Here is a 23,224-nt window from a genome sequence, read left to right as displayed (position 1 = left end):
GCGCTAGTCCAGCAGCGCCAGCGCTTTCTCCGGCGGGCGGGCCACCACTGCCCGCTCACCACGCACAACGATGGGCCGCTCGATGAGGATGGGATGCGCCGCCAGGGCATCCAGCCACTGCTCTTCGTTGAGCTCGCGCCCCTGGTATTCCGCCTTGTAGATGTCCTCGCCCTTGCGCACGATGGACGCGGCCGGCACGTCCAGCTTGCGCAACAGCCCGGCCAGCTCGGCACGGCTAGGTGGTGTTTTGAGATATTCCACCACCTCCAGGGCGAAGCCCCGCTCTTCCAGCAGGGCACAGGTGGCGCGACTCTTGGAACAACGGGCGTTGTGATACACGCGAAGTGTTTCGCTCATGGCATTCAATTCGGGTAATGAAGGGTGATGGCTTTCAGCCATCGGGAAAGCTACAGCAGCACGTCCTTGGACACCCCGCGCCGCTTGATGATGCGGCGCAGCTGGCCGAGGGCCTCGAGCTGGATCTGGCGCACCCGCTCCCGGGTCAGGTCCAGGCTGTCGGCAAGCTCCTCGAGGGTTCGCACCTCGCATTCATCGAGGCCGTAACGGTGGCGGATGACCAGGCGCTGCTTTTCACTGAGCTGGCCGATCCACTCCCGCACCAGGGTTTCCACTTCCAGATCCTGGATCTGCACGTCCGGGGTATCGGCTTCGTCATCCGCCAGGGATTCGCCGATGGACAGAGTGGGGTCGATGTCGAGCGGCGCATCCAGGGACGCGGTGTGCTCGTTGAGGGCCAGGATGGCGCGCACATCCGCCACCGGACGATCCAGGCGCCGGGCCACGTCTTCAAGCGTTGTATCCCCGTTGCCGGCAGCCTCCAGCTGACGCTGGGCACGCAGCACCTGGTTAAGCTCCTTGACCACGTGCACCGGCAGGCGGATGGTGCGCGACTGGTTCATGATGGCCCGCTCGATGTTCTGGCGGATCCACCAGGTGGCATAGGTGGAAAAGCGGAAGCCGCGTTCGGGATCGAACTTCTCGAGGGCATGGATGAGGCCCAGGTTGCCCTCCTCCACGAGGTCGAGCAGCGGAATGCCCCGGTTGAGGTAATGCTTGGCAATGTTGACGACGAGACGCAGGTTGCGCTCGATCATGGTCTGGCGTGCTTCGAAATCCCCCAGCCGGACCCGGCGTGACAGGGCCAGCTCTTCCTCCGCGGTCAGCAGCGGGTTGGCCCCGATCTCATTCAGATACAGCTGGGTGACATCGCCCAGGAAGTCGGTGTCCGGCGACGCCGCCGGCACTTCGAGAAAGACCTCGACCTCCGGGGGCAAGTCCGGTTCGGGGTTTTCCAGTTCCTCAGGCGCTGCCGGATCGTACATGGATTCCTCTCTGGATCATGGGGGACAACATGGTCGTGATCGCATCATGCAACGACACCGTCAGCTCCGGCGCCCTCCCAGTTATCGCGGGGCTGAGGGGCTGGCATCGATTGTCCAATCATCCCCCCCGCTCACCCTGGAAAACCTGGCGTGACTCAACGCGGGGGGAGGTACTTGCCCGGATCGACCGGCTTGCCCTGCCGGCGGATCTCGAAATGCAGCTTGGGACGGTCACTGTCGCTGTCGCCCAGCTCGGCAATTTTCTGGCCCTTGCTCACCGCCTGCCCTTCCTTGACCAGCAGGCTCTGGTTGTGGGCGTAGGCACTCAGATAGCTGTTGTCATGCTTGACGATCACGAGTTTGCCATAACCACGCAGCCCCGTGCCGGCATAAACGACGCGCCCGCCTGCCGCAGCGAGTACCGGGTCGCCCGGCTTGCCGGCCAGATCCACACCCTTGCTCGAGGTTTCGTTGAAGCCGGCGATCACCTTGCCGGCAGTGGGCCAGGCCCACTCGATGGAACCGTTGCTGGCGCCCTTGCCGTCTTCGGGCCGGGACTCCGGCTTCACTTCCGGCTTGGCTTCGGGCTTTACCTCAGGCTTCGCTTCGGGTTTGGCCTCCACCTTGGACTCCGGTTTGGGGTCCACCTTGGCCAAGACCACCGGCGCCTCCGGCTTCTGGGCCTGGGCCCACACCTGCTCCGAATAGGGCAACTTGCCCCCCTTGGGCTCGCGCCGCACACCGTCAGCCGGAACAGCCGCGGGCGGGGTGGTCGGCGTCGCTGCCGGGCGGACTTCCACGGTGGACGACGTGACCGGCCGGGTGACAGCACCAGACTCAGGCGGACGGATCCGCAACTCCTGCCCGACTTCAATCAAGTTGGGGTTCTCCAGCCCGCTCCAGGCCGCAATATCCCGGTAATTCTGGCCGTGGTCGAGGGCGATGCGGATAAGGGTGTCACCCGGCTTGACGATGTAGTAGCCGGGACGCGCCACCCGGGGCGGGGCCACCGGAACATCGGTCTTCTCGGCAGCGGCGACAGGCGGACGCGCCCGCTCGGCCACCGGTGCCGGTGACTTGGTGGCACAGCCGGTCACGCCAAGGGCAAGCGCGAGGGAACACAGGGTAAGACGCGACAACTTCATGCTTTCTGGGAACTTCATTCGGTGCCGGGCAGCAGCGGTACAAAGCGCACTGCACTGAGGCGTGTTTCTCGGATTCCGCGCGCGCTGCGTTCAATCAGCACCAGAACCTGCTCGGCAGCACCCACCGGCAGGATCAGGCGCCCGCCTTCGGAGAGCTGGTCCACCAGGGCCTGGGGCACCTTGGGCGCCGCCGCCGCAACGATGATCGTGTCGTAGGGTGCCGCCTCGCGGAGGCCCAGGCTGCCATCGGCATGTTTCAGGCGCACATTGGGCAGACGCAGGTGACGCAGATTGTTGCGCGCCCGGTCGAGGAGCGGCCGTAGCCGTTCGACGGAATAGACTTCGGTGGCCACGTGGGACAGCACGGCGGCCTGATAGCCGCAGCCGGTACCCACCTCCAGGGTTTTGCCGAGCTCGCGGCCGGCCCGCAGGATCTCGATCATCCGCGCCACCACGAAGGGTTGCGAGATGGTCTGCTGCAGGCCCAGTGGCAGGGCCGTGTCCTCATAGGCACGGGACGCCAGTGCCTCTTCGACAAAGAGGTGGCGCGGCACCGCCATCATCGCCGCCAGCACACGCTCGTCACGAACACCCTGCTCGCGCAGGCGCTCGATCATGCGCGTTCGGGCACGCTGGGCGGTCTGCAAGGCGGCCCGCAATACCTCGCTGCTCATTTGCCCAGCCAGTCCCGGACGGTGGCGATCTGGCCCTGATGGGTCAAGTCGATCTGCAGGGGCGTGATGGACGCATAGCCATTGGCGACGGCATGGAAATCAGTGCCCTCGCCAGCGTCCTGGGCCGCCCCCGCGGCACCGACCCAATACACGGTCTCGTTGCGCGGCGTGACGGACTTGATCGTCGGTTCGGCCTTGTGACGCTTGCCCAGGCGCGTCACCTGGATGCCCTTGATCTGATCAAAGGGCAGATCCGGCACATTCACGTTGAGCAGGGTCGGCACCTTGACCGGATCGCGCTGGAAGCGCTCGACGAGCTCCCGGGCGATGCGCGCCGCGCCGGAGAAATCGGACGCACCCTTGGCCACCAGCGAGATGGCGATGGCCGGGACCCCGAGCAGAAAACCTTCGGTGGCCGCCGCCACGGTGCCGGAGTAGATCGTGTCATCCCCCATGTTGGCGCCATGGTTGATGCCCGACACCACCATGTCCGGCAACTCGTCGAGCATGCCGGTGACTGCCAGATGCACGCAGTCGGTGGGGGTGCCATTCACGTAATGAAAGCCGCTCGCCGCCTTGCGCAGGGACAGGGGTCGATCCAGGGTGAGGGAATTGCTGGCGCCGCTGCGGTCCCGCTCGGGCGCCACGACAGTCACTTTTCCAATCTCGGAGAGCGCGGCCGCGAGGGCTTGCAGGCCGGGGGCAAAATAACCGTCGTCATTGCTCAGCAGAATACGCATGGGGGACCGGGATCAGGCTTTCTGGCGTTGGAATCGGACTCGCGGGATCGGCTGGCCGGACCGGCTGGGGCCCGAACTATGTGCGGCGCTGGCCAAACCCCCGAATGGGCGTCGAGTTTAGCAGAGTCGGCTTCGCACCCGCTAGGCGCTCGCCACCGCACAGTCCCGCGAACCAAGGGCCGCCGCCGCGGTCAGCACGGAAAGTTTGTTGACGGCACCTGTAATCTTTGACGCCCGGCGCCGTCTACCTGACAGATCCTTTCCGGTACGCCCATCATGCTGATCCGCCGCCCCGACGACATTCTGCCCTCCGAGATCACCGCTCCCGGCCTGTACCGGGACCGGCGCCGCTTCATGGGCCTGGCTGGCAGCCTGGCCCTTGCCGGAGCACTGCCCAGCGGTCTGGCCCGAGCCGCCACGTCGCCCATCGGCCCGATCGTGAAAAGCCCCCTGAGCACCTCCGAGAGCCAGACCACCTACAAGGCCGTCACGACCTATAACAACTTTTATGAACTGGGGACCGACAAGGACGACCCGGCGAACAACACCCACCGGCTAAAGCCCACCCCATGGACCGTACGCATCGAAGGCCTGGTGAACAAACCGCGCACCTTCGGGATTGACGAGATCCTCAAGCTGGCGCCACTGGAGGAGCGCATCTATCGCATGCGCTGCGTGGAAGGCTGGTCAATGGTCATCCCGTGGGTCGGCATTCCCCTGGCCAGCCTCCTCAAGCTGGTTGACCCCCAGGGCAGCGCACGCTTCGTGGAGTTCATCTCCCACTACGACAAGGCCACCATGACCCGCGGCGTACTGGACTGGCCTTACAACGAGGCCCTGCGCCTGGACGAGGCCCGCCATCCCCTCACCCTGCTGGCCGTCGGCCTTTACGGGGAGGTGCTGCCCATCCAGAATGGCGCACCGTTGCGGCTGGTCGTGCCCTGGAAGTACGGTTTCAAGAGCGGTAAATCCATCGTCGCCATCCGCCTCACCGAGAAACAGCCAGTCACCGCCTGGATGAAGGCGGGTCCATCGGAATACGGCTTCTACTCCAACGTGAACCCCGAGGTGGATCACCCCCGCTGGAGCCAGGCTACCGAGAGACGCATCGGCGAGTTCTCCAAGCGCAAGACCCTGATGTTCAATGGCTACGCCGACCAGGTTGCCTCTCTCTACACCGGCTTGGATCTGCGCCGCAACTTCTGACCCGATTGAAGTCGAAACCCATCATGACACCCGGCAAGACCAGCCTCTCCGCCATCAAGGCGGCCCTCTTCCTGCTCTGCCTGACGCCAGCCTTCCTGCTCTGGCGCGGGCTGGAAACCGACAGTCTCGGCGCCAACCCCATCGAAGCCCTGACCCGCAGCACCGGCGAATGGACCCTGCGCTTCCTGCTCATCACGCTGATGGTGACGCCCCTGCGCAAGCTCACTGGCTGGCACTGGATCCTGCGCCTGCGTCGCATGCTCGGGCTGTTCGCCTTTGCCTATGCCACGGCCCACCTGGCCACCTACCTGTGGCTGGATCAGTTTTTCGACTGGGAGGCCATTGCCAGGGACATCCTCAAACGCCCCTTCATCACCGTCGGGTTCGCCGCGCTGGTGTTGATGTTGCCCCTCGCCGCCACCTCGAGCAACTTCGCCATCCGCCAGCTTGGCGGCCGCCGTTGGCAGGCCCTGCACCGGGCGATCTATCCGATCGTGCTCCTCGGCTGCGTGCACTTCTGGTGGCTGGTGAAGAAGGACGTCACCTGGCCGCTGATCTACACGGTGATCGCCGTCGCCCTGCTCGGCCTGCGCGCCTGGTGGCGGGAGCTGGAACGGCGCAAGCAGCTGGCCGGCGGCTACCTGCCGCAACAGCCGAAATTCCAGGGCAAGGTGATCAAGATCTTCCAGTCACAGTGAATGGGTCGGTGGCTGGAAACACCCCCATTGCCGTATGCAAAAGCTCGCAAAAAGCCTTCTGCTTGTCTGCAGAATTGGGTAAACGTCACAAACCCGGGGGTGATATCAGGTGATAATCTGCGCTGATCCGGGTTATCGAATTTACGTTTCTCCCGACACCCTCAACAGCCGAATCAGCCGATAAGGATCTGGCTCACGGAGCCATCTCTCCGGCGCAACCCAGCGGTCGGACAGGTCATTTCAATGATCTGTCCTGGTTGGCCCAATCCGAGACTTCATGAGCGTTCGCCAAGCCATACGACTGACAACGCTGGCAACCATTGTCAGCTTCGTACTCTCCTTCATCAGCGTGATCGTCGTATCACGTCTGCTGAGCCCCGAAGAAATTGGCATCTTTTCGGTGGCCGTTTCTGTCATCGCATACACCCACATCCTGCGGGAATTCGGGGTGGGGCAGTATTTCGTCCAGCTCAAGGAACTCTCCAGAGAGCATCTGAGGACCGGCTTTACGGTGATGCTCATGATCTCGTGGAGCATCGCACTCGGGCTCTTCACCCTCCGCACCCCGCTCGCCGAGTTTTACCGCCACGACGGGCTGGCAAGCGTATTCGCCGCCCTGACCGTCAACTTCATCATCCTGCCGTTTGGCTCCCCCATTCTGTCGATGCTCAAGCGCGAAATGCGCTTCGACCGGCTGGCCATTGTCGGCATCGCCAGCTCGGTCGTACAGGTTAGCGTCACCATCGGCACCGCGATGGCGGGAGAAAGCTACATGAGCATGGCGTGGGGCTCTATCGCCGGAAATATCACAAACGTCATACTACTGTCTGCGATGCGACCCGACATCGCCTTGCTCATGCCCACGCGCAAAGGCTTGGTCAAGGTCCTGTCCTTCGGCAGCAAGTCGAGTGCCGGTGCACTGGTCGGCGAACTGGGCACCAGCGGTCCGGATCTGATTCTCGGCAAGACGCTCGGCTTTGCTGCCGTCGCTACCTACAGCCGAGCCGCAAGCCTCAACAACATGTTGCTGGGCAAGGTCAACGAGATTGTCAGGCATGTCTTCTTGCCCGCATTCGCCCAAGGCATTCGTGACGGACAGAGCCCGGCAAACATGTACTACGACTCGATGCGCCTCATTACGGGCATCACGGTTCCCTTGCTGAGTGCCCTGGCGGTTCTGGCCAATCCGATGATCCTGTTCTTCTTCGGCCCTCAGTGGAAGGAGGCCGGTGCGTTGGCGCTATTCCTTTGCCTGTACCAAGTCTTCCGGGCCCCGACTGAGTTTGCTGCCAACGCCCTCGTTGCGGCGGGGCATGCAGGCACGGTTCTTCGCTGCGAGGCCATCAGTCAGGGCGCCGTCCTGGGCATACTGCTGCTTTCCATCTGGCTCGACCTCGACACGGTGGTCTATCTTCTACCCATCGCGTCCTGCATTCATTTCGTGACTTTCGGCTACGCCCTGCAGGGTCACTATGGCCTGACGCACAAGAAGCTCCTTTCTTCCGTTCTGCCCAGCTACAAGTTGATACCTGGAACCATCATGGGATCCGTCGCACTGGAAGCCATCATCCGGACAGGTGCCTGGCAGCCCTCCCCACTCGTACATCTGGCCGTGTCATCCACCCTGGCGGCAGGTGGGTACGTGGTAACCCTCAGACTGTCAGGACACCCCGTTCGCGAAGAACTCATCCGCCTCGTCCCCCCCCTTGCGAAGGTACTCGGCCATTTTCAAGGCAGCACTCGCTAAAGCTCAGGACTACGCCATGTCACTCCCACTTCAGTTCATTGGCCTCTACCACCTTGATGGCAATTCGGCAGCGGACCCCAACGGCTTCATTGCCAGTCTCGTCCACGCAGCGGGTCCGGCCTCGTACCAGGATGCGCACCTTGTCCTGTTTGGATGCGAACAGGACCGCTGGCCCGGACCCTCGATGGCCATCGGCAGCGATGCCATCACCGTTCTGCTGGGTGATCCACTCCTTATCGAAGGTTGCGCGGAACCCCAAGCTCGCAGCCAAGCCCTTGCCACTTTCCGCGACACCCTGAGCCATCAGGCTTACGACTGCCTGCTGAACGCCCATGGCAGCTATTGCGGCCTGAACTACAACAAGGCAACTGGCGCACTGCAATTGTTCACCGACAAGATTGGCATTCGCGGTGTTTTCGTCGCCAGAGTAGGCGATACGGTGCTCTTCAGCAGCACACCGACGCTGTTGATGGAAATAGTCGAGCCCCACTCCGCGATTGATCAGACCGGCATCACGGAAACCCTCGCGTTCGGCTTTCCACTTGCCGACCGGACACGCCTTGAACTGTGCAAACGACTCTTCGAAGCAGAGATCGTCGAATGCCGCCCCGGGAACTACACCCGGCAGCAATACCATCGCTGGGGCTCGGACATCGACCAGGACATCAGTCTCGACGAGGCAGCCGACCGCGCGAACAAGGTCTTTCTCTGTGCTGTGAATGATCGCCTCAAGGCAACCGGCAAAGCCGCGCACTTTGCATTCCTTTCCGGGGGCATGGACTCTCGGCTCATAGTCAATGCCTTGTGCAGCACCTCCGCAGCCGCCCCCATCACCCTCAATGTCGCGCCCGCCGACACACTCGACGCCAAGTTGGGGAACCGTGCCGCGAGCTTTTTCCAGACAAACCACTACGCATTGCCCGCGTCCAGCGAGTCGCTCCTGCTTTCCCTCGACCAAGGGGTCGCCCGGATCCAGGCCGAGCACCCCGGCGTGGACAACAAGCTTTGGTGGTCCGGCGACGGCGGCAGCGTCGGTCTGGGCTATGTCTATCTGACGGAGAAGACCGGCAGCACCGGGCCCCGAAGCACTGAGAGCCTTGCCCAGGCATTGATAGAGCACAATAACTGGCGCATCAGTGAGCGCGCCCTGAAGAACGGATGGCGCCACCTGGGCAAACTACCCCTGCAAGGCGTCGTCGATGAGCTCAAACGCTATGCCCATCTCCCGGTCGAAAAGCAGGCGTTTGCCTTTCTGCTCTTTAACGATCAGCGACGTCACCTGGACAAACACTTCGCCTCACTGGAGCAACGCAGTTTCGACCTGATACTGCCGTTCTTCGACGACCGCTTCGTACAGCAGATCCTGAACATCCCGACCACACACCTTCTGCTGCACCGCCTCTACAACAAGCTTTTCAGCCGCCACTTTCCTGCCAACCACGACATTCCCTGGCAAGCCTATCCGGGTCACGAACCGTGCCCCTTCCCGGACGACACGTCCGGGCGCTATCAATGGGATGAATGGGCCGACAGATCCAGCATTCGGAGCGCCCAGAAAAAAGCAGCAGGCACAGCACTGAGAACCCTTGTCAGCGGTAAGACCCCCGAGCAAGTGAGCAGCCTCAATCTGCTCCTTGCCTCGCTGATAACTTATTTTGGGGCTCGCGACATGCGTTATGTCCTGGAAGTGTCAGAGCACTTCAAGGACAAGCGCTAGGGTACGCAGCATCAGGCCTTAGGCCGGATCGCCGACTTGGGCCGAAAGGCCTTGACCACCGCGTCGTGGGTCTCGATGTAAGGCCCGCCGATCAGGTCGATGCAGTAGGGCACGGCGGCAAAGATGCCGGGCACCTTCTGAGCGCCTTCTGCATCCTTCAGGCCCTCGAGGGTCTCGGCAATGGCCTTGGGCTGGCCGGGGAGGTTGAGGATCAGGGACTGACCGCGGATCACCCCCACCTGACGGGAGAGGATTGCCGTGGGCACGAAGGCCAGACTGATCTGGCGCATCTGCTCGCCGAAGCCGGGCATCACCTTGTGGGCCACGGCCAGGGTGGCCTCCGGCGTCACATCCCGCGGTGCCGGGCCGGTGCCGCCGGTGGTGAGCACCAGGTTGCAGCCCGCCACGTCGCAAAGCTCGATCAGCGTGGCCTCGATGGCGGCCTGCTCGTCGGGAATCAGGCGGGTCTCCATCTGCCAGGGCGAGCTCAGGGCCTTGCCGAACCAGGCCTCCAGGGCCGGGATGCCCTTGTCTTCATAGACGCCGGTGGATGCCCGGTCGCTGATGGAAACCAGGCCGATCTTCAGCACGTCACTCATTCCTCGTCTCCGAGATCCTCGTCGAAGGAATCGGACTCGGTCTCCGAGCCGCCCTCCTCGAGTTCGCGCAGCACCCGGAAAAGTTCGCGGAACGCGCGCGGCGGGCGGTTCTGCTCCTTCTCCTTGATGGCGTTGCGACGCAGCACCCTCAGTTGCTGCAGGTCGGCGCCGGGATAGGTCTCGGCGATGCCGTGGAGGGCTTTTTCATCCTCGAGCAGCTTGGTGCGCAGGTTTTCCAGGCGGTGCATCTTGGCAGTTTCGGTGGCCGACACGCCCTTGAACGCATCCAGGGCGGCGCGGATGGGCTCCGGATCCACGTTGCGCATCAGCTTGCCGATGAACTGCAGCTGACGCCGGCGAGCCTCGTGGGAGGTGAAGCGCTGGTAATCCTTGACCGCGTCACGCAGGTCCTCATCGATGGGCACCCTGGCAAGGCGTTCCTTGCCGAGTTCGGCCAACTCGCGGCCGAGATCCTGCAGCGCCGTGCTCTCGCGCTTGAGCGCGGACTTGCTGGGGCCGGTGTCTTCTTCGTCTTCGTGGTATTTGTGCTTGGCCATCTGGGGGCGGGAAGTGCTCTGTAAGGGTAAGATTATAGCCTTTAGCCCCAGCCCCCATTCGCAAAGCCATGGCCGACAACCGTTTCAGCTTCAGTCAGGACAATCTCAAGACCATCGCCGAGGACATTCTCAAGTTCGCCCGCAAGCGCGGCGCAACGGCCTGCGAGGTGGATGTCTCCGAAGGCTTCGGCCAGTCCGTCAGCGTCCGCCGCGACGAGGTGGACACCATCGAGTACAACCGCGACAAGGGCGTCGGCGTCACCATCTATGACGGCCAGAAGCGCGGCTACGCCAGCACCTCCGACTTCTCGAAGGACGCCCTCAAGGCCACCGTCGATGCGGCCGTCTCGATCGCCCGCTTCACCGCCCCCGACCCCGCCGCCGGCCTGCCTGAAGAAGCCCTGCTGGCCAGGAGTTTCCCCGACTTCGATCTGTACCACCCGTGGAAGCTGTCTACGGAGGAGGCCATCGAACTGGCCCGCCGCAGCGAACGCGCCGCCTTCGCCGTCAGCCCCGAGATCCGCAACTCCGACGGTGCCAGTGTTTCCATGCAGGAAGCCCACTTCATCTCGGCCAACAGCCTGGGTTTCATGGGCGGCTACGCCAGTTCCCGGCACTACCTGTCGTGCTCAGTGATTGCCGGCGAAGGCGATGACATGCAGCGCGACGACTGGTACACCACCAAGCGCGACCCCGCCGACCTGGCCGATGCCGACGAGATCGGCACCTTCGCCGCCGGCCGTGCCCTCGCCCGCCTGGGTGCCCGCCAGATCCCCACCTGCGAGGTGCCGGTGCTCTTCGAAGCCCCCCTCGCGGCGGGCCTGATCGGCGCCTTCGTGCATGCAGTCAGCGGCGGCGCCCTGTATCGCAAGTCCACCTTCCTGCTTGACAGCCTGGGCAAGGCGGTCTTCCGCCCGCACATCCAGATCTGCGAGCGGCCGCATCTGGCCAAAGCCTTTGCCAGCAGCCCCTTCGACGACGATGGTGTGGCCACCCACGACCGGGAAGTCATCATCGACGGCGTGCTGCAGGGCTACTTCCTGAGCACCTACTCGGCCCGCAAACTGGGCATGCAGACCACCGGCAATGCCGGGGGCAGCCACAACCTGCTGGTCAAGCCGGGCCAGTACGACCTGGACGGCCTCATCAAGCAGATGGACCGCGGCCTGCTGGTCACCGAACTGCTCGGCCACGGCGTCAATTACGTCACCGGCGACTACTCCCGCGGCGCCGCTGGCTTCTGGGTCGAGAACGGCCAGATCCAGTATCCGGTGCACGAGATCACCATCGCCGGCAACCTCAAGGACATGCTGATGGGCATCCAGGAGATCGGCTCCGACGTGCTGGTGCGCGGCTCCAAGCACTGTGGCTCCATCCTGGTTGATCGCATGACCGTGGCCGGCGCCTGATCCGGCCCGCACTGATTTTGGCATCACCCTCCGTCCAGAAAGAGAAAGAAGAGGAAACAACATGGAACGGCGTAGCTTCCTGAAACAGGCCACGGCCGGCGTTGCTGCCGGCGCCGTGGCCGCACCGGCTCTCGCGGCCGATCTGCCCACCATCAAGTGGCGTCTGGCCTCGGGCTTTCCGAAGACCCTGGACGCCATCTACGGCGCCACCGAAACGGTCGCCCGCCGCGTTGCCGCCGCCACCGGCGGCAAGTTCCAGATCGGCCTGTTCGCCGCCGGCGAGATCGTACCCACCCCCGGCGTCCTGGATGCGGTCAAGGACGGCACCGTCGAGATGGGTCACGCAGCCTCCTACTGGTACATCGGCAAGGACCCGGCCCTGGCCTTCGACACCGCCCTGCCCTTCGGTCTGAACAGCCGCCAGCAAACCGCCTGGATGTTCGACGGCGGCGGCATGGAGCTGATGCGCGAGTTCTTCAAGGACTACAACATCGTCAACATCCCCTGTGGCAACACCGGCACCCAGATGGGCGGCTGGTTCCGCAAGGAGATCAAGAGTCTCGACGACCTCAAGGGCCTCAAGTTCCGCGTCGGCGGCTTTGCTGGCCAGGTGCTGGCCCGTATGGGCGTGGTGCCCCAGCAGATCCCCCCGGCCGACATCTATCCGGCCCTCGAGAAGGGCACCATCGACGCCACCGAGTGGATCGGCCCCTATGACGACCAGAAGCTGGGTTTCAACCGGGTGGCCAAGTACTACTACTACCCGGGCTGGTGGGAGGGCGGCCCGCAACTGTCGATCTACGTGAACGCCAAGCACTGGGCCTCCCTGCCCAAGGAATACCAGACCATCCTGGAAGATGCCTGCGCCTATGCCCACGCCGAGATGCAGGCTGCCTACGATGCCAAGAACCCCACGGCCCTGAAGCAGTTGATCGGCTCCGGTACCCAGCTGCGTCCCTTCCCCCACGAGATGATGGCTGCCGGCTACAAGATCGCCACGGAGCTCTACGAGGAAACCGCCGCCAAGAACCCGAAGTTCAAGAAGATCTACGAGCCCTGGAAGAAATTCCGCGACGAACAGCTGCAGTGGTTTGCCGTAGCCGAGAACCGCTTCGACAACTTCATGCAGGCCGCCCGTACGGGCAAGGGCCGCAAGTAAGTCCTGCAACCTCAAGGCCTGCGGGGGGGCGGCTCAGGCCGCCCTCGGCACGTCTGCCCAGGGGCCCTGGACCGATCTTGCATTTGCGCAAGGCAGCATAGGGTTTTCCTGACTGTGCGGGGCCTGGAGGCTCATGAATAATCAGTTCACCTTTCGTAGCGATTCCCAGAGGAGACAAAGTGGAACGACGTTCATTCATCAAGAAGGCCGGTGTCGGCGTAGCCGCCGGTGCAGTGGCAGCCCCCGCCCTGGCCGCCGAGCTGCCCACCATCAAGTGGCGCCTGGCTTCCAGCTTCCCGAAATCCCTCGACACCATCTACGGCGGCGCCGATGTGATGGCCAAACGGGTGGCTGCAGCCACCGGCGGCAAGTTCCAGATCCAGGTTTTCGCGGCCGGTGAGATCGTCCCGGGCCCGGGCGTGATGGATGCGGTCAAGGATGGCACGGTTGAAGTCGGCCACACCTGCTCCTACTACTTCATTGGCAAGGACCCTACGTTCGCCTTCGACACCGCAGTACCTTTCGGCCTCAACAGCCGTCAGCAAACGGCGTGGATGATGGAAGGTGGCGGCCTTGAGCTGTTCCGCGAGTTCTTCAAGGACTACAACATCCACAACATCCCCTGTGGCAATACCGGCGCCCAGATGGGCGGCTGGTTCCGCAAGGAAATCAAGTCCGTCGAAGACCTCAAGGGCCTCAAGTTCCGCTGCGGTGGCTTTGCCGGCCAGGTGCTGGCCAAACTCGGCGTGGTGCCCCAGCAGATTCCGGGCGGCGATATCTACCCGGCCCTCGAAAAAGGCACTATCGATGCCGCCGAATGGATCGGCCCCTACGACGATCTGAAGCTGGGCTTCAACAAGGTGGCCAAGTACTACTACTACCCGGGCTTCTGGGAAGGCGGCCCGCAGATCTCCCTCTACGTGAACAGCAAGCAGTGGGCATCCCTGCCCAAGGAATACCAGACCATTCTGGAAGACGCCTGCCTGTACGCACACGCTGAAATGCAGGCCCGCTACGACGCCAAGAACCCGACCGCCCTGAAGCAACTCGTCGGTTCCGGCACCCAGCTGCGTCCCTTCCCCAACGAGATCATGGCTGCCGCCTACAAGGCCGCCAACGATCTCTACGAGGAAACCGCCGCCACCAACCCGAAGTTCAAGAAGATCTACGAAGCCTGGAAGAAATTCCGCGACGAGCAACTGCAGTGGTTCTCCGTAGCCGAAAACCGCTACGACAACTTCATGCAGGCCGCCCGCAGCGCCAGCGCCAAGGCCAAGAAGTAAGCTGCTTCATCAGCCTGTAAAAAGGGGCCGCGCAGCGCACGGCCCCTTTTTCGTGGACATCCGGCGTGAGTTTGCCCATCCCTCCGCCCCTTTTGCACATCAGGACAAGCTGAGCAATTTTTGCGACGATGACGGCTTCCTGCGCCACGGAAAGCCCCGCCATGATCAAAGCCATCGCCCTCCTGCTCGCCTTCCAGCTCGCCGGTGAAGCCCTGCGTGTCGCCCTCCACCTGCCCGTCCCTGGCCCTGTCATCGGCATGGCGCTGCTGCTCGCCTGGCTAGTACTGCAGGGCGGCCCCGACGACGCCCTGCGCAGCACCTCGGGCACCCTGCTGCAGAACCTGTCCCTGATGTTCGTGCCGGCCGGCACCGGGGTGATGCTCCACGCCGGGCGCCTGTCCGACGAGGCCTGGCCCATCGCGGTGGCTCTGGTTGCAAGCACCCTGCTGGGCCTGCTCGCCACCGGCCTGACCCTGCACGTCCTGACCCGTCATCGCTCCGGGAGCCCACAATGAATGGCGGGGCCATGACCGAGATCTGGGTCTATCTCTCGGCCCAGCCGCTCCTGTGGCTCACCCTGACCCTCGCCGTCTATCTGCTGGCCATAGCCCTGCATCGCCGGGCAGGCGGGCATCCGGCCGTCAATCCGGTACTGATCTCGGTCAGCGTCCTCGTCACACTGCTGCTGCTCACCGGCACGCCTTACCAGCGCTACTTCGATGGCGCCCAGTTCGTGCACTTCCTCCTCGGCCCCACCACGGTGGCCCTCGCCATTCCCCTTCACGGCCAGCTCAAACGGCTGCTGGGCATGGCCGGCCCCCTCGTGATCGCCCTGGTGATCGGCTCCCTGACCGCCGGTCTGTCGGCCTACGCCATCGGCGCCCTGCTCGGCGCCAGCGCCCCCACCGTGGCATCGCTCGCCCCCAAGTCAGTCACCACCCCCATCGCCATGGGCATTGCCGAGCGCCTGGGCGGCCTGGCTTCCCTGACGGCCGTGTTCGTCATCCTCACCGGCATCTTCGGAGCGATCTTTGCCGACGGTCTTCTCAAGCGCGTTGGCGTGAAGGACGAGGCCAGCGTCGGTTTCGCCCTGGGCCTGGCCTCCCACGGCATCGGTACGGCCCGGGCCTTTCAACTCGGCGAGCAGACCGGCGCCTTTGCCGCCCTGGCCATGGGCCTCAACGGCCTGTTCACCGCCCTCACCCTGCCCTGGCTGCTGCCCTTGCTGGCTGCGGCCCTCAAATAATCCCGGGTCATGATTGACGCAAGGTTAACCAGGGTTCGCCTCAGCTTGTAGCTACCCTCCGCGGCCCCGATAATCGGGGCCGTCTGCCTTCTGCTGCACTGCAACCATGGATCTGCTGATCGACGTCATCCTGCGCGCGGGCCGCTCCGCGGTCGAGTTGTCCTTCTTCGTCCTGCTGCCGGTCATGGTGGTGATGCTGTCCCTGATGCGCCTGCTCGAAGCCAGAGGCGTGCTCGACTGGGTGGTCGCCCGGCTGGCACCCGGCCTGCGCCCGCTGGGCCTTACCGGCCTCGGCGTGTTTGCCGCCCTGCAGATCAACTTCGTAAGTTTCGCCGCTCCCGTGGCCACCCTGGCCATGATGGACCAGCGTGGCGCATCCAGCCGGCACCTGGCGGCCACCCTGGCGATGGTGATGGCGATGGCCCAGGCCAATGTCTCCATGCCCATGGCGGCCATGGGCCTGCATTTCGGTGTTGTCCTCGGCTGGTCGCTGGTCGGCGGGCTGGCAGCGGCGGCGGCCACCTACTACGGCTTCGGACGCAAGCTCTCGGCGGCCGAACGCCCGGTGGACGAAACCCTTCATCACCCGGTGGCCGAAAGCGCCAAGGGCGTGCTCGACGTGATAAACCGGGCCGGGGCCGAAGCCTTCAAAATCGCCGTTGGCGCCATCCCCATGCTGGTCCTGTCCCTCACCGTGGTGCTGGCCCTGCGCCGCCTGGGTGCCCTGGATGCCCTGACCGCGCTGCTCTCACCCCTACTGTTGAGCATCGGCGCCGACCCTGGCCTGATCCTGCCCACCCTGACCAAGTATCTGGCTGGCGGCACTGCGATGATGGGCGTCATGGACGAGATGATCCGCGCAGGCACCGCCAGCGCCGCCACCCTCAACGGCGTGGCCGCAGGTATGTTGATCCATCCCCTCGACATTCCCGGGGTGGCGGTACTGATTTCCGCTGGCCGGCGGGTCGCCGACGTCTGGAAACCTGCCGCCCTGGGCGCCGGCGTAGGCATCGTGATGCGCATGGTGGGCCACGGTCTGACAGGCTGAGTTCTCTCCCTCGCCGCCCGTTTGCCGCAGCACGGCATTTCACTAGGCGAAATGAACCGACCTGCGCTAACATCCGCCATCCCTGATTCACTGGCAGAAAATCCGTTGTCCACGCAAGAGCCCGCAAAGAATCCGATCCAGGTCATCGAGCGCATGATGACGCTGCTCGACGTCCTGGCCCGGCACCCCGACCCAGTTCCGCTCAAGCAGCTCGCGGCGGAAACCGGGCTGCACCCGTCCACGGCCCACCGCATCCTCGGTGCCATGACCAGCAGCGGCTTCGTCGAACGCAGCGATGCGGGGGTCTATCGCCTTGGCATCCGTCTCCTTGAACTCGGCAGCCTGGTCAAATCGCGGATCTCCCTGCGAGAAACCGCCATGGCAGCAATGCTCAAGCTGCACGCCGCCACAGGCGAAAGCGTGAATCTCGGTATCCGTGCGGGCGACGAGATCGTCTACGTGGAGCGCACCTCCAGCGGACGCTCCTCGGTGCGGGTGGTCCACATCGTCGGCGCCCGGGCGCCCCTGCACACCACCGCCACCGGCAAGCTCTTCCTGGTTGAGGACGGCCCCCAGAAGGTCAAGGAATACGCCCGTCGCACCAGTTTGCCTGGCACCACGCCCACGTCGATCACCACTTTGTCAGCCCTTGAAAAGGAACTCGACAAGGTGCGCCGTCACGGTGTGGCTTACGACCTGGACGAAGTGGAAAATGGCGTACGTTGCATCGCCGCGGGCATCCGTGACGACAGCGGCGAGCTGGTGGCAGGCTTGTCCCTGTCCACCCCGTCGGAACGCTTTGATCCCGACTGGGCTCCACTCATCCGGCAGACCGCCGACGAAATCTCCAACGCCCTCGGCTATCTGCCTCCGATAGGGCGTTAAGCGCATCACCGGATCCATGAAAAACGGGCGCTGCTGGCGCCCGTTTTTCATGCAGCAAGCGGAAAGCTCAGGTCGCCGGGCCGCGGACTTGTGCAGCCAGCTTCTGCTGGGCCGCTGCACTTTCGAGCCAGCGCTTGACCCGCTGGGCATCCGCCACACGGGTGAAACGCCCGAAGGAGTCGAGCAGCACGATGATCATCGGCTTGTTGAGCAGCCAGGCCTGCATCACCAGACATTTGCCGGACTCGTTGATAAAGCCGGTCTTCGACACACCGATCTGCCAGTCAGGACTGCTGACCAGCGCATTGGTATTGTTGAACTGGCGCGGGCGGCCATTGAGGTACACCACGTAGTTGGCGGTGGTGGAGAACTCGCGGATCAGGGGGTAACGGGACGCGGCAGAGACCATCTTGACCAGGTCGCGGGCGCTCGACACATTGGCCGAGTTGAGGCCGGTACTGTCGGAGAAGCGGGTATCGCGCAGCCCCAGCGACGCAGCTTTGCGGTTCATGGCGGTGATGAAGGCGTGGGTGCCGCCCGGGTAGGTCCGGGCCAGAGCAGCGGAGGCCCGGTTCTCGGACGACATCAGGGCCAGACGCAGCATGTCCTCACGGGACAACTCGGTACCGACCGGCACGTGTGAACTGCTGCCGCGCAGGGTATCCACATCTTCATGGGCAATGGTGATCAGATCCCCAAGGCCCAGCCGGGCGTCGAGCACCACCATGGCCGTCATCAGCTTGGTGATGGATGCGATGGGCAGCACTGCATCGGAGTTCTTTTCGAGGATCACGTTGCCAGTAGCCTGATCGGCAATCATGAAGGCGGCGGAATGGAGCAGCGGATTGCCGTCGTGATCCACCTCGGCAGTCACGGCCGGCAAGGCGCGGGACATGACGATCGCAGCAGCATGGTGATGCCCCTTGACGGCAGCCAGCCGGCCATTGCTCCTGGACTTGGCAAGCTTGCCAGCCTTTGCCGGCGACGCCTTGGCCACAGACACCTTCTTGGTGGCAACCTTGGCAACAGGGGCCTTCTTGGCGGAACTACGCTGCGCAGCAGCATGAGCACTGCCTGCAGCCACGGACACCAGGGCAAAAACGCTCAATACGGCCAGTACGGTATTACGGATTTTCATGGTCTTCAAACTGGATCGTGAGCCGGAAGCCGGGGCTTCCGGAATTGCAAATCTGTTAGGGGGAACGGTGCTGCACCGGCTGCATCGCCTCGATTCCGGATCGAGCGGAAGCCGAACATCCCTGATGTATCCAAAGCCCGCCTGTTCTTAACGGCAGACTTCCATTCAAAATAATGGGTTATTTTAAATATCTGAAGCTTTTTGTGAATGATTTTTTTTGATTTTTACATGCACGACGCTAAGCCGCACCCACACGTCGCATGCTCAAGCGCTATCGACACGTAGAAAGCGGGCCAGTTCGGCGCGACGACTCATGGCATCCCGATACCCCAGTTCCATCAGCGACCGGGTGTAAGCCCGTTCAAACAGCAGGTAGGAGAGCAGCACCGACCCGTTCTTGCGCGTTGCACCAACTCCACGCAGAACCAGTCGCAAAGCGCGCGGTAAAGCCGCACGATGCCGCGTCGCAAGATAGTCGAGGCGTTGGGATGGCGCAATCACCAGCGTCTCGATCGGCTTCAGCGGAATGCCGCTGGCGAGCCGCTGCTCGGGCGTAAATGCGTTCAGGGTGGCGTTGATCCGCTCGAGCCGCTCCAGGTCCATCGCCAGGCCATCGAGAAAGATGCTCGACAGGGCATGGCCCGCCACCTGGGCCGGTGAGGGATAGGCATCGGTTCGCTGGCGCGCCTCTTCCGAGCGGCGCCCCCCGGCGATCACCAGGATGCGGTCGGCCCCCAGGTGGATCGCCGGGCTGATGGGCGCAAGCTGGCGCATGGAGCCATCGCCAAAATATTCGCGATTGATCCGCACTGCCGGGAACACAAAGGGAATGGCACTGGATGCCAGCAGATGCTCGACCTTGAGCTGGGTGCGCACCCCGATGCGCTGGGCGCGCCGCCAGGGCTGCAGGTCTTCACTGCCCTGAAAGAAGGCCAGACTCTCGCCAGAGGTGTATCCCGACGCCGTCACCGAAATGGCCTGCAAGTGCCCTGCGGCAATGGCCCTGTCGATGGCACCAAAGTCGAGCTGAGCCTCCAGCAGGGCGCGCAAGGGCGAGTTGTCGAACAGGGAGCGGGGTGACTGGTGGATCAGCCAGCCCAGAAAGACGGCCGAGCCCCAACGCACCACCGACTCGGCAATGGCCAGGGTATCGGCCCGATAGACGTGCTCAACCCGAAAGTTGCGCCAGATATAGGCCAGCTTGCGCACGGCCTCATCGAAATTGGCGGAAAACACCGCCAGCGCCACCGCATTGACGGCGCCCGCCGATGTTCCACACAGGATGGGGAACGGATTGCCGGGGCGCTTGCCCCAGACATCCCGGATGGCGATCAGAACGCCGACCTGATAGGCAGCCCGCGCGCCCCCCCCTGTCAGAACCAGCGCCGCTCTCCCCTCACCCATGCTGCCCCTCCGTGATGTATCTCACGGAGTTTAACGGCAGCAGGGTGCGAAGGGCTGAGGGCCTGACGATCAGCGACCGGCTTCGACCACCGTCAGCGCCGTCATGTTGATGATCCGGCGCACCGTGGCCGTAGCCGTGAGGATATGCACCGGCTTTGCCGAACCGAGCAGGATGGGCCCGATGGTCATGCCTTCACCGGCAGCCGTCTTGAGCAGGTTGAAGGCAATGTTGGCGGCATCCAGGGTCGGGAAGATCAGCAGGTTGGCATCTTCCTTCATCTTGGCATTGGGGAAGATCTGCTTGCGGATGTCCGCATCCAGGGCCGCGTCGCCGTGCATCTCGCCTTCAACGTCCAGATCCTGGTGTTCCGAGTGGAGCATCACCAGGGCCTTGCGCATCTTCTCGGCTGTCGGCGAACTGTCAGTGCCGAAACTGGAGTGGGACAGCAGGGCAATGCGCGGCTGAATGCCGAAACGGCGCACCTCGTCGGCAGCCAGACGGGTCATCTCCACCACCTGCTCGGGTGTCGGGTCGTAATTCACATAGGTGTCGCACAGGAACACCGTGCGGCCCGGCAGGGACAGCAGGTTCATGGTGTAGAAGTTGCGCACCCCCTTCTGGCGGCCCAGCACGGTCTCGATGAACTTGAGGTGCAGGCCGTGCATGCCATAGGTGCCGCAGATCATGCCGTCACCGTAACCGAACTTCAGCAGCAGCGCGCCCAGCAGCGTGGCGCGACGACGGACTTCGCGCTTGGCGTAGTCCACCGACACGCCCTTGCGCTCCATCAGGGAGTGGTAGTGGCTCCACAGCTGGTCATAGCGCGGATCGGAATCCGGATTGACCATCTCGTAGTCGAGCTCCGGGCGCAGGCGCAGGCCGAAGCGCTCGACGTTGGCAGCCACCACGTCTGGACGGCCGATCAGGATGGGGCGGCACAGGCCCTCATCCACCACCGTCTGCACGGCACGCAGCACGCGCTCGGCCTCGCCTTCGGAGAAGATGATGCGCTTGGGTGCCCGCTTGGCGGCCTGGAAGACCGGCTTCATGACCAGGCCGGACTGCCACACGAAGTTGTTGAGCTGCTGGCGGTAGGCTTCGAAATCGGTGATCGGCCGCGTCGCCACACCGGACTCCATGGCCGCGCGGGCCACTTCCGGGGCGATCTTGACGATCAGGCGCGGATCGAAGGGCTTGGGGATGATGTACTCCGGGCCAAAGCCCGAGACCATCTCGCCGTAAGCCGCGGCGACGATGTCGGAAGCCTCGGCGCGGGCCAGCTCGGCAATAGCCTTCACCGCGGCGAGCTTCATCTGGTCGGTGATGGTGGTAGCCCCCACGTCCAGGGCACCCCGGAAGATGAAGGGGAAGCACAGCACGTTGTTCACCTGGTTCGGATAATCCGAACGGCCGGTGGCCATCAGCGCGTCATCGCGCACCTTCTTGACCTCTTCGGGCAGGATCTCGGGAGTCGGGTTGGCCAGGGCCATGATGAGGGGCCGCGACGCCATCTTGGCCACCATCTCGGGCTTCATCACGCCACCGGCGGAGAGGCCGAGGAATACGTCGGCACCCTCGATCACCTCGGAGAGCTTGCGCGCGTCGGTGACCTTGGCATAACGGGCCTTGATCGGATCCATCAGGGTGGTACGGCCTTCATACACCACGCCTTCGATGTCAGTGACCCAGATGTTCTCGACCGGCACGCCGAGCATCACCAGCAGGTCAAGGCAGGCCAGGGCGGCCGCGCCGGCACCGGAGGTCACCAGCTTGACCTTGTGCAGATCCTTGCCGAGCAGGTGCAGGCCGTTGAGGATGGCTGCGCCGACGACAATGGCCGTGCCGTGCTGGTCGTCGTGAAAGACCGGAATCTTCATCCGCTCGCGCAGCTTGCTCTCGATGTAGAAGCACTCCGGCGCCTTGATGTCTTCGAGGTTGATGCCGCCAAAGGTCGGCTCCAGGGCGGCGATCATGTCGATCAGCTTGTCCGCATCCGGCTCGTCGATCTCCAGGTCGAACACGTCGATGCCGGCAAACTTCTTGAACAGCACCGCCTTGCCTTCCATGACCGGCTTGGCCGCCAAGGGGCCGATGTTGCCCAACCCGAGCACGGCGGTACCGTTGGTGACGACACCGATCAGGTTGCTCCGTGAGGTGAGGCTGGCCGCCTCGGCCGGATCCTCGACGATCGCATCACAGGCAGCGGCCACACCGGGCGAGTAAGCCAGCGAAAGATCCTGCTGGTTGGTCAGCGCCTTGGTCGGCGCGATCGAGATTTTCCCGGGCTTGGGCAGGCGGTGATACTCGAGTGCGGCCTGGCGAATCTGCTCATCCATTGCGTTGTCCCTCTCCGTTAAGTGTGTAGTGTGTTTGACCATCATCCGGCCAAACGGCATTTACGACAATTCGTGACATCCACATCATTGGGCCTTGACGTCAAGGTGACTGGAAGGTTCGATGCGTGGCATAATTGCAGGCTAGCTCATTCGGGGTTTGCCCCGATTGACTCCAATAATACGCGCCGCGCCCTGGTGGCCCAAAGACGCGATTGCCCAGCCGGCAGGACTCCCAAGCCGGCAACACGAAACAACGCATCCGTAACGTCCTGGAGAATCGTCAGATGTCTCAAAGCATTGCCGAAGCCGCCATTGCCGCCGCGCCCGCATACGTCAAGAACCAGAAACTGAAGCAGTGGGTTGGCGAGATCGCTGCCCTGTGCGAACCCGAGCAAGTTGTCTGGTGTGACGGCTCGCAAGAAGAATACGACCGCCTGTGCGCTGAAATGGTCGAAGCCGGGATGCTGATCAAGCTGAACCCGGAAAAGCGCAAGAACTCCTACCTCGCCTGTTCCGACCCCTCCGATGTGGCGCGTGTAGAAGACCGCACCTACATCTGCTCCGCCAACAAGGACGACGCCGGCCCCACCAACAACTGGGAAGACCCGGCCAAGATGCGCAAGACCCTGAACGAACTGTTCAAGGGCTGCATGCACGGTCGCACCCTGTACGTGATCCCCTTCTCCATGGGTCCGCTCGGCTCTCCCATCGCCCACATCGGCGTGGAGATCTCCGACAGCCCCTACGTGGTCACCAACATGCGCACCATGACCCGCATGGGCAAGGCCGTGTATGACGTGCTCGGCACCGATGGCGAGTTCGTGCCCTGCGTGCACACCGTGGGCGCCCCCCTCGGCCATGGCGAGAAGGACTCCGCCTGGCCCTGCAA

General features: G+C 63.6%; 21 protein-coding genes and 1 pseudogene. 12 read left to right on the top strand and 10 right to left on the bottom strand.

What is annotated here, in order from left to right:
- Nucleotides 1-3: 3 nt before the first annotated feature.
- The 5 genes from arsC to surE form a co-directional block, all read right to left on the bottom strand.
- Entirely contained in the window at nt 4-357 is a 354-nt protein-coding gene (gene arsC, locus ACIQ09_RS05705; RefSeq protein WP_398307097.1) for an arsenate reductase (glutaredoxin), read from the bottom strand.
- Between the two features lie 50 nt (nt 358-407).
- Nucleotides 408-1,343, bottom strand: coding sequence for an RNA polymerase sigma factor RpoS (rpoS, locus tag ACIQ09_RS05700; RefSeq protein ID WP_398307095.1), 936 nt, complete (start codon nt 1,341-1,343; stop codon nt 408-410).
- Nucleotides 1,344-1,498: 155 nt separating this feature from the next.
- Nucleotides 1,499-2,488: a peptidoglycan DD-metalloendopeptidase family protein gene (locus ACIQ09_RS05695; protein WP_398307093.1), complete on the bottom strand. Its 990-nt coding sequence runs from the start codon at nt 2,486-2,488 to the stop codon at nt 1,499-1,501.
- Nucleotides 2,489-2,502: 14 nt separating this feature from the next.
- Nucleotides 2,503-3,162 carry a protein-L-isoaspartate(D-aspartate) O-methyltransferase gene (locus tag ACIQ09_RS05690; RefSeq protein WP_398307091.1) on the bottom strand — a complete coding sequence of 220 codons (660 nt, stop codon included), beginning with the start codon at nt 3,160-3,162 and terminating at the stop codon, nt 2,503-2,505.
- Entirely contained in the window at nt 3,159-3,902 is a 744-nt protein-coding gene (surE, locus tag ACIQ09_RS05685) for a 5'/3'-nucleotidase SurE (protein WP_398307089.1), read from the bottom strand. Before surE ends, ACIQ09_RS05690 begins: the two co-directional genes overlap by 4 nt.
- A gap of 276 nt (nt 3,903-4,178) precedes the next feature.
- On the opposite strand from surE, the gene msrP reads away from it, so the two are divergent.
- The 4 genes from msrP to ACIQ09_RS05665 all read left to right on the top strand — a co-directional run bounded on the left by msrP (nt 4,179) and on the right by ACIQ09_RS05665 (nt 9,270).
- Nucleotides 4,179-5,108 carry a protein-methionine-sulfoxide reductase catalytic subunit MsrP gene (gene msrP, locus ACIQ09_RS05680; RefSeq protein WP_398307087.1) on the top strand — a complete coding sequence of 310 codons (930 nt, stop codon included), beginning with the start codon at nt 4,179-4,181 and terminating at the stop codon, nt 5,106-5,108.
- Nucleotides 5,109-5,131: 23 nt separating this feature from the next.
- On the top strand, nt 5,132-5,806 hold the full coding sequence (locus tag ACIQ09_RS05675) for a sulfite oxidase heme-binding subunit YedZ (RefSeq protein ID WP_398307085.1): 675 nt from the start codon (nt 5,132-5,134) through the stop codon (nt 5,804-5,806).
- A 277-nt stretch (nt 5,807-6,083) separates the two neighbouring features.
- A complete protein-coding gene (locus ACIQ09_RS05670) occupies nt 6,084-7,553 on the top strand; it encodes an oligosaccharide flippase family protein (RefSeq protein ID WP_398307083.1) in 1,470 nt (489 codons plus the stop codon).
- A gap of 16 nt (nt 7,554-7,569) precedes the next feature.
- Nucleotides 7,570-9,270 (top strand): hypothetical protein, encoded by a 1,701-nt coding sequence (locus ACIQ09_RS05665; protein WP_398307081.1) that lies wholly within the window; start codon nt 7,570-7,572, stop codon nt 9,268-9,270.
- Nucleotides 9,271-9,281: 11 nt separating this feature from the next.
- Here ACIQ09_RS05665 and mog read toward each other — a convergent pair whose 3' ends face one another.
- Both mog and yjgA read right to left on the bottom strand, forming a co-directional pair.
- Nucleotides 9,282-9,869 (bottom strand): molybdopterin adenylyltransferase, encoded by a 588-nt coding sequence (mog, locus tag ACIQ09_RS05660; protein ID WP_398307079.1) that lies wholly within the window; start codon nt 9,867-9,869, stop codon nt 9,282-9,284.
- Nucleotides 9,866-10,426 (bottom strand): ribosome biogenesis factor YjgA, encoded by a 561-nt coding sequence (gene yjgA / locus ACIQ09_RS05655; protein WP_398307077.1) that lies wholly within the window; start codon nt 10,424-10,426, stop codon nt 9,866-9,868. Before yjgA ends, mog begins: the two co-directional genes overlap by 4 nt.
- Nucleotides 10,427-10,494: 68 nt before the next feature.
- Here yjgA and pmbA point away from each other — a divergent pair, with 68 nt between their 5' ends.
- From pmbA to ACIQ09_RS05620, 7 genes are all read left to right on the top strand, one after another.
- Nucleotides 10,495-11,835: a metalloprotease PmbA gene (pmbA, locus tag ACIQ09_RS05650; RefSeq protein ID WP_398307075.1), complete on the top strand. Its 1,341-nt coding sequence runs from the start codon at nt 10,495-10,497 to the stop codon at nt 11,833-11,835.
- Between the two features lie 61 nt (nt 11,836-11,896).
- Entirely contained in the window at nt 11,897-12,994 is a 1,098-nt protein-coding gene (locus ACIQ09_RS05645; RefSeq protein ID WP_398307073.1) for a TRAP transporter substrate-binding protein, read from the top strand.
- 179 nt (nt 12,995-13,173) lie between these two features.
- A complete protein-coding gene (locus ACIQ09_RS05640; protein ID WP_398307071.1) occupies nt 13,174-14,277 on the top strand; it encodes a TRAP transporter substrate-binding protein in 1,104 nt (367 codons plus the stop codon).
- Nucleotides 14,278-14,438: 161 nt separating this feature from the next.
- Nucleotides 14,439-14,792 (top strand): CidA/LrgA family protein, encoded by a 354-nt coding sequence (locus ACIQ09_RS05635; RefSeq protein WP_398307069.1) that lies wholly within the window; start codon nt 14,439-14,441, stop codon nt 14,790-14,792.
- An 11-nt stretch (nt 14,793-14,803) separates the two neighbouring features.
- On the top strand, nt 14,804-15,523 hold the full coding sequence (locus ACIQ09_RS05630; protein ID WP_398307067.1) for an LrgB family protein: 720 nt from the start codon (nt 14,804-14,806) through the stop codon (nt 15,521-15,523).
- A 106-nt stretch (nt 15,524-15,629) separates the two neighbouring features.
- Nucleotides 15,630-16,571 (top strand): nucleoside recognition domain-containing protein, encoded by a 942-nt coding sequence (locus ACIQ09_RS05625; protein ID WP_398307065.1) that lies wholly within the window; start codon nt 15,630-15,632, stop codon nt 16,569-16,571.
- Nucleotides 16,572-16,724: 153 nt separating this feature from the next.
- A complete protein-coding gene (locus tag ACIQ09_RS05620; RefSeq protein ID WP_398307151.1) occupies nt 16,725-17,456 on the top strand; it encodes an IclR family transcriptional regulator in 732 nt (243 codons plus the stop codon).
- 67 nt (nt 17,457-17,523) lie between these two features.
- Here the strand turns inward: ACIQ09_RS05620 and pbpG are convergent, their stop codons facing one another.
- From pbpG to ACIQ09_RS05605, 3 genes are all read right to left on the bottom strand, one after another.
- Nucleotides 17,524-18,594 (bottom strand): D-alanyl-D-alanine endopeptidase, encoded by a 1,071-nt coding sequence (gene pbpG / locus ACIQ09_RS05615; protein ID WP_398307063.1) that lies wholly within the window; start codon nt 18,592-18,594, stop codon nt 17,524-17,526.
- 264 nt (nt 18,595-18,858) lie between these two features.
- A complete protein-coding gene (locus tag ACIQ09_RS05610; protein WP_398307061.1) occupies nt 18,859-19,998 on the bottom strand; it encodes a patatin-like phospholipase family protein in 1,140 nt (379 codons plus the stop codon).
- Between the two features lie 69 nt (nt 19,999-20,067).
- Nucleotides 20,068-22,335: an NADP-dependent malic enzyme gene (locus ACIQ09_RS05605; protein WP_398307059.1), complete on the bottom strand. Its 2,268-nt coding sequence runs from the start codon at nt 22,333-22,335 to the stop codon at nt 20,068-20,070.
- A 284-nt stretch (nt 22,336-22,619) separates the two neighbouring features.
- Between ACIQ09_RS05605 and ACIQ09_RS05600 the strand changes: the two are divergent.
- Nucleotides 22,620-23,224: pseudogene (locus tag ACIQ09_RS05600) on the top strand (phosphoenolpyruvate carboxykinase); the annotation flags it as partial.

Source organism: Zoogloea sp., assembly GCF_044344315.1.
Classification (GTDB): domain Bacteria; phylum Pseudomonadota; class Gammaproteobacteria; order Burkholderiales; family Rhodocyclaceae; genus Zoogloea.
Note: the sequence above shows the minus strand (reverse complement) of the source record. Positions and strands in the feature narration are given on the sequence as shown.

Excerpts from the sequence above, each read along its gene's own strand:
- ACIQ09_RS05695 (WP_398307093.1), bottom strand. The coding sequence starts at position 2,488 with ATGAAGTTGTCGCGTCTTACCCTGTGTTCCCTCGCGCTTGCCCTTGGC.
- ACIQ09_RS05635 (WP_398307069.1), top strand. The coding sequence starts at position 14,439 with ATGATCAAAGCCATCGCCCTCCTGCTCGCCTTCCAGCTCGCCGGTGAA.
- ACIQ09_RS05625 (WP_398307065.1), top strand. The coding sequence starts at position 15,630 with ATGGATCTGCTGATCGACGTCATCCTGCGCGCGGGCCGCTCCGCGGTC.
- ACIQ09_RS05665 (WP_398307081.1), top strand. The coding sequence starts at position 7,570 with ATGTCACTCCCACTTCAGTTCATTGGCCTCTACCACCTTGATGGCAAT.
- surE (WP_398307089.1), bottom strand. The coding sequence starts at position 3,902 with ATGCGTATTCTGCTGAGCAATGACGACGGTTATTTTGCCCCCGGCCTG.
- rpoS (WP_398307095.1), bottom strand. The coding sequence starts at position 1,343 with ATGTACGATCCGGCAGCGCCTGAGGAACTGGAAAACCCCGAACCGGAC.
- yjgA (WP_398307077.1), bottom strand. The coding sequence starts at position 10,426 with ATGGCCAAGCACAAATACCACGAAGACGAAGAAGACACCGGCCCCAGC.
- msrP (WP_398307087.1), top strand. The coding sequence starts at position 4,179 with ATGCTGATCCGCCGCCCCGACGACATTCTGCCCTCCGAGATCACCGCT.
- ACIQ09_RS05605 (WP_398307059.1), bottom strand. The coding sequence starts at position 22,335 with ATGGATGAGCAGATTCGCCAGGCCGCACTCGAGTATCACCGCCTGCCC.
- ACIQ09_RS05645 (WP_398307073.1), top strand. The coding sequence starts at position 11,897 with ATGGAACGGCGTAGCTTCCTGAAACAGGCCACGGCCGGCGTTGCTGCC.
- pmbA (WP_398307075.1), top strand. The coding sequence starts at position 10,495 with ATGGCCGACAACCGTTTCAGCTTCAGTCAGGACAATCTCAAGACCATC.
- ACIQ09_RS05675 (WP_398307085.1), top strand. The coding sequence starts at position 5,132 with ATGACACCCGGCAAGACCAGCCTCTCCGCCATCAAGGCGGCCCTCTTC.
- ACIQ09_RS05690 (WP_398307091.1), bottom strand. The coding sequence starts at position 3,162 with ATGAGCAGCGAGGTATTGCGGGCCGCCTTGCAGACCGCCCAGCGTGCC.
- ACIQ09_RS05610 (WP_398307061.1), bottom strand. The coding sequence starts at position 19,998 with ATGGGTGAGGGGAGAGCGGCGCTGGTTCTGACAGGGGGGGGCGCGCGG.
- mog (WP_398307079.1), bottom strand. The coding sequence starts at position 9,869 with ATGAGTGACGTGCTGAAGATCGGCCTGGTTTCCATCAGCGACCGGGCA.
- ACIQ09_RS05620 (WP_398307151.1), top strand. The coding sequence starts at position 16,725 with ATGATGACGCTGCTCGACGTCCTGGCCCGGCACCCCGACCCAGTTCCG.
- arsC (WP_398307097.1), bottom strand. The coding sequence starts at position 357 with ATGAGCGAAACACTTCGCGTGTATCACAACGCCCGTTGTTCCAAGAGT.
- pbpG (WP_398307063.1), bottom strand. The coding sequence starts at position 18,594 with ATGAAAATCCGTAATACCGTACTGGCCGTATTGAGCGTTTTTGCCCTG.
- ACIQ09_RS05670 (WP_398307083.1), top strand. The coding sequence starts at position 6,084 with ATGAGCGTTCGCCAAGCCATACGACTGACAACGCTGGCAACCATTGTC.
- ACIQ09_RS05630 (WP_398307067.1), top strand. The coding sequence starts at position 14,804 with ATGACCGAGATCTGGGTCTATCTCTCGGCCCAGCCGCTCCTGTGGCTC.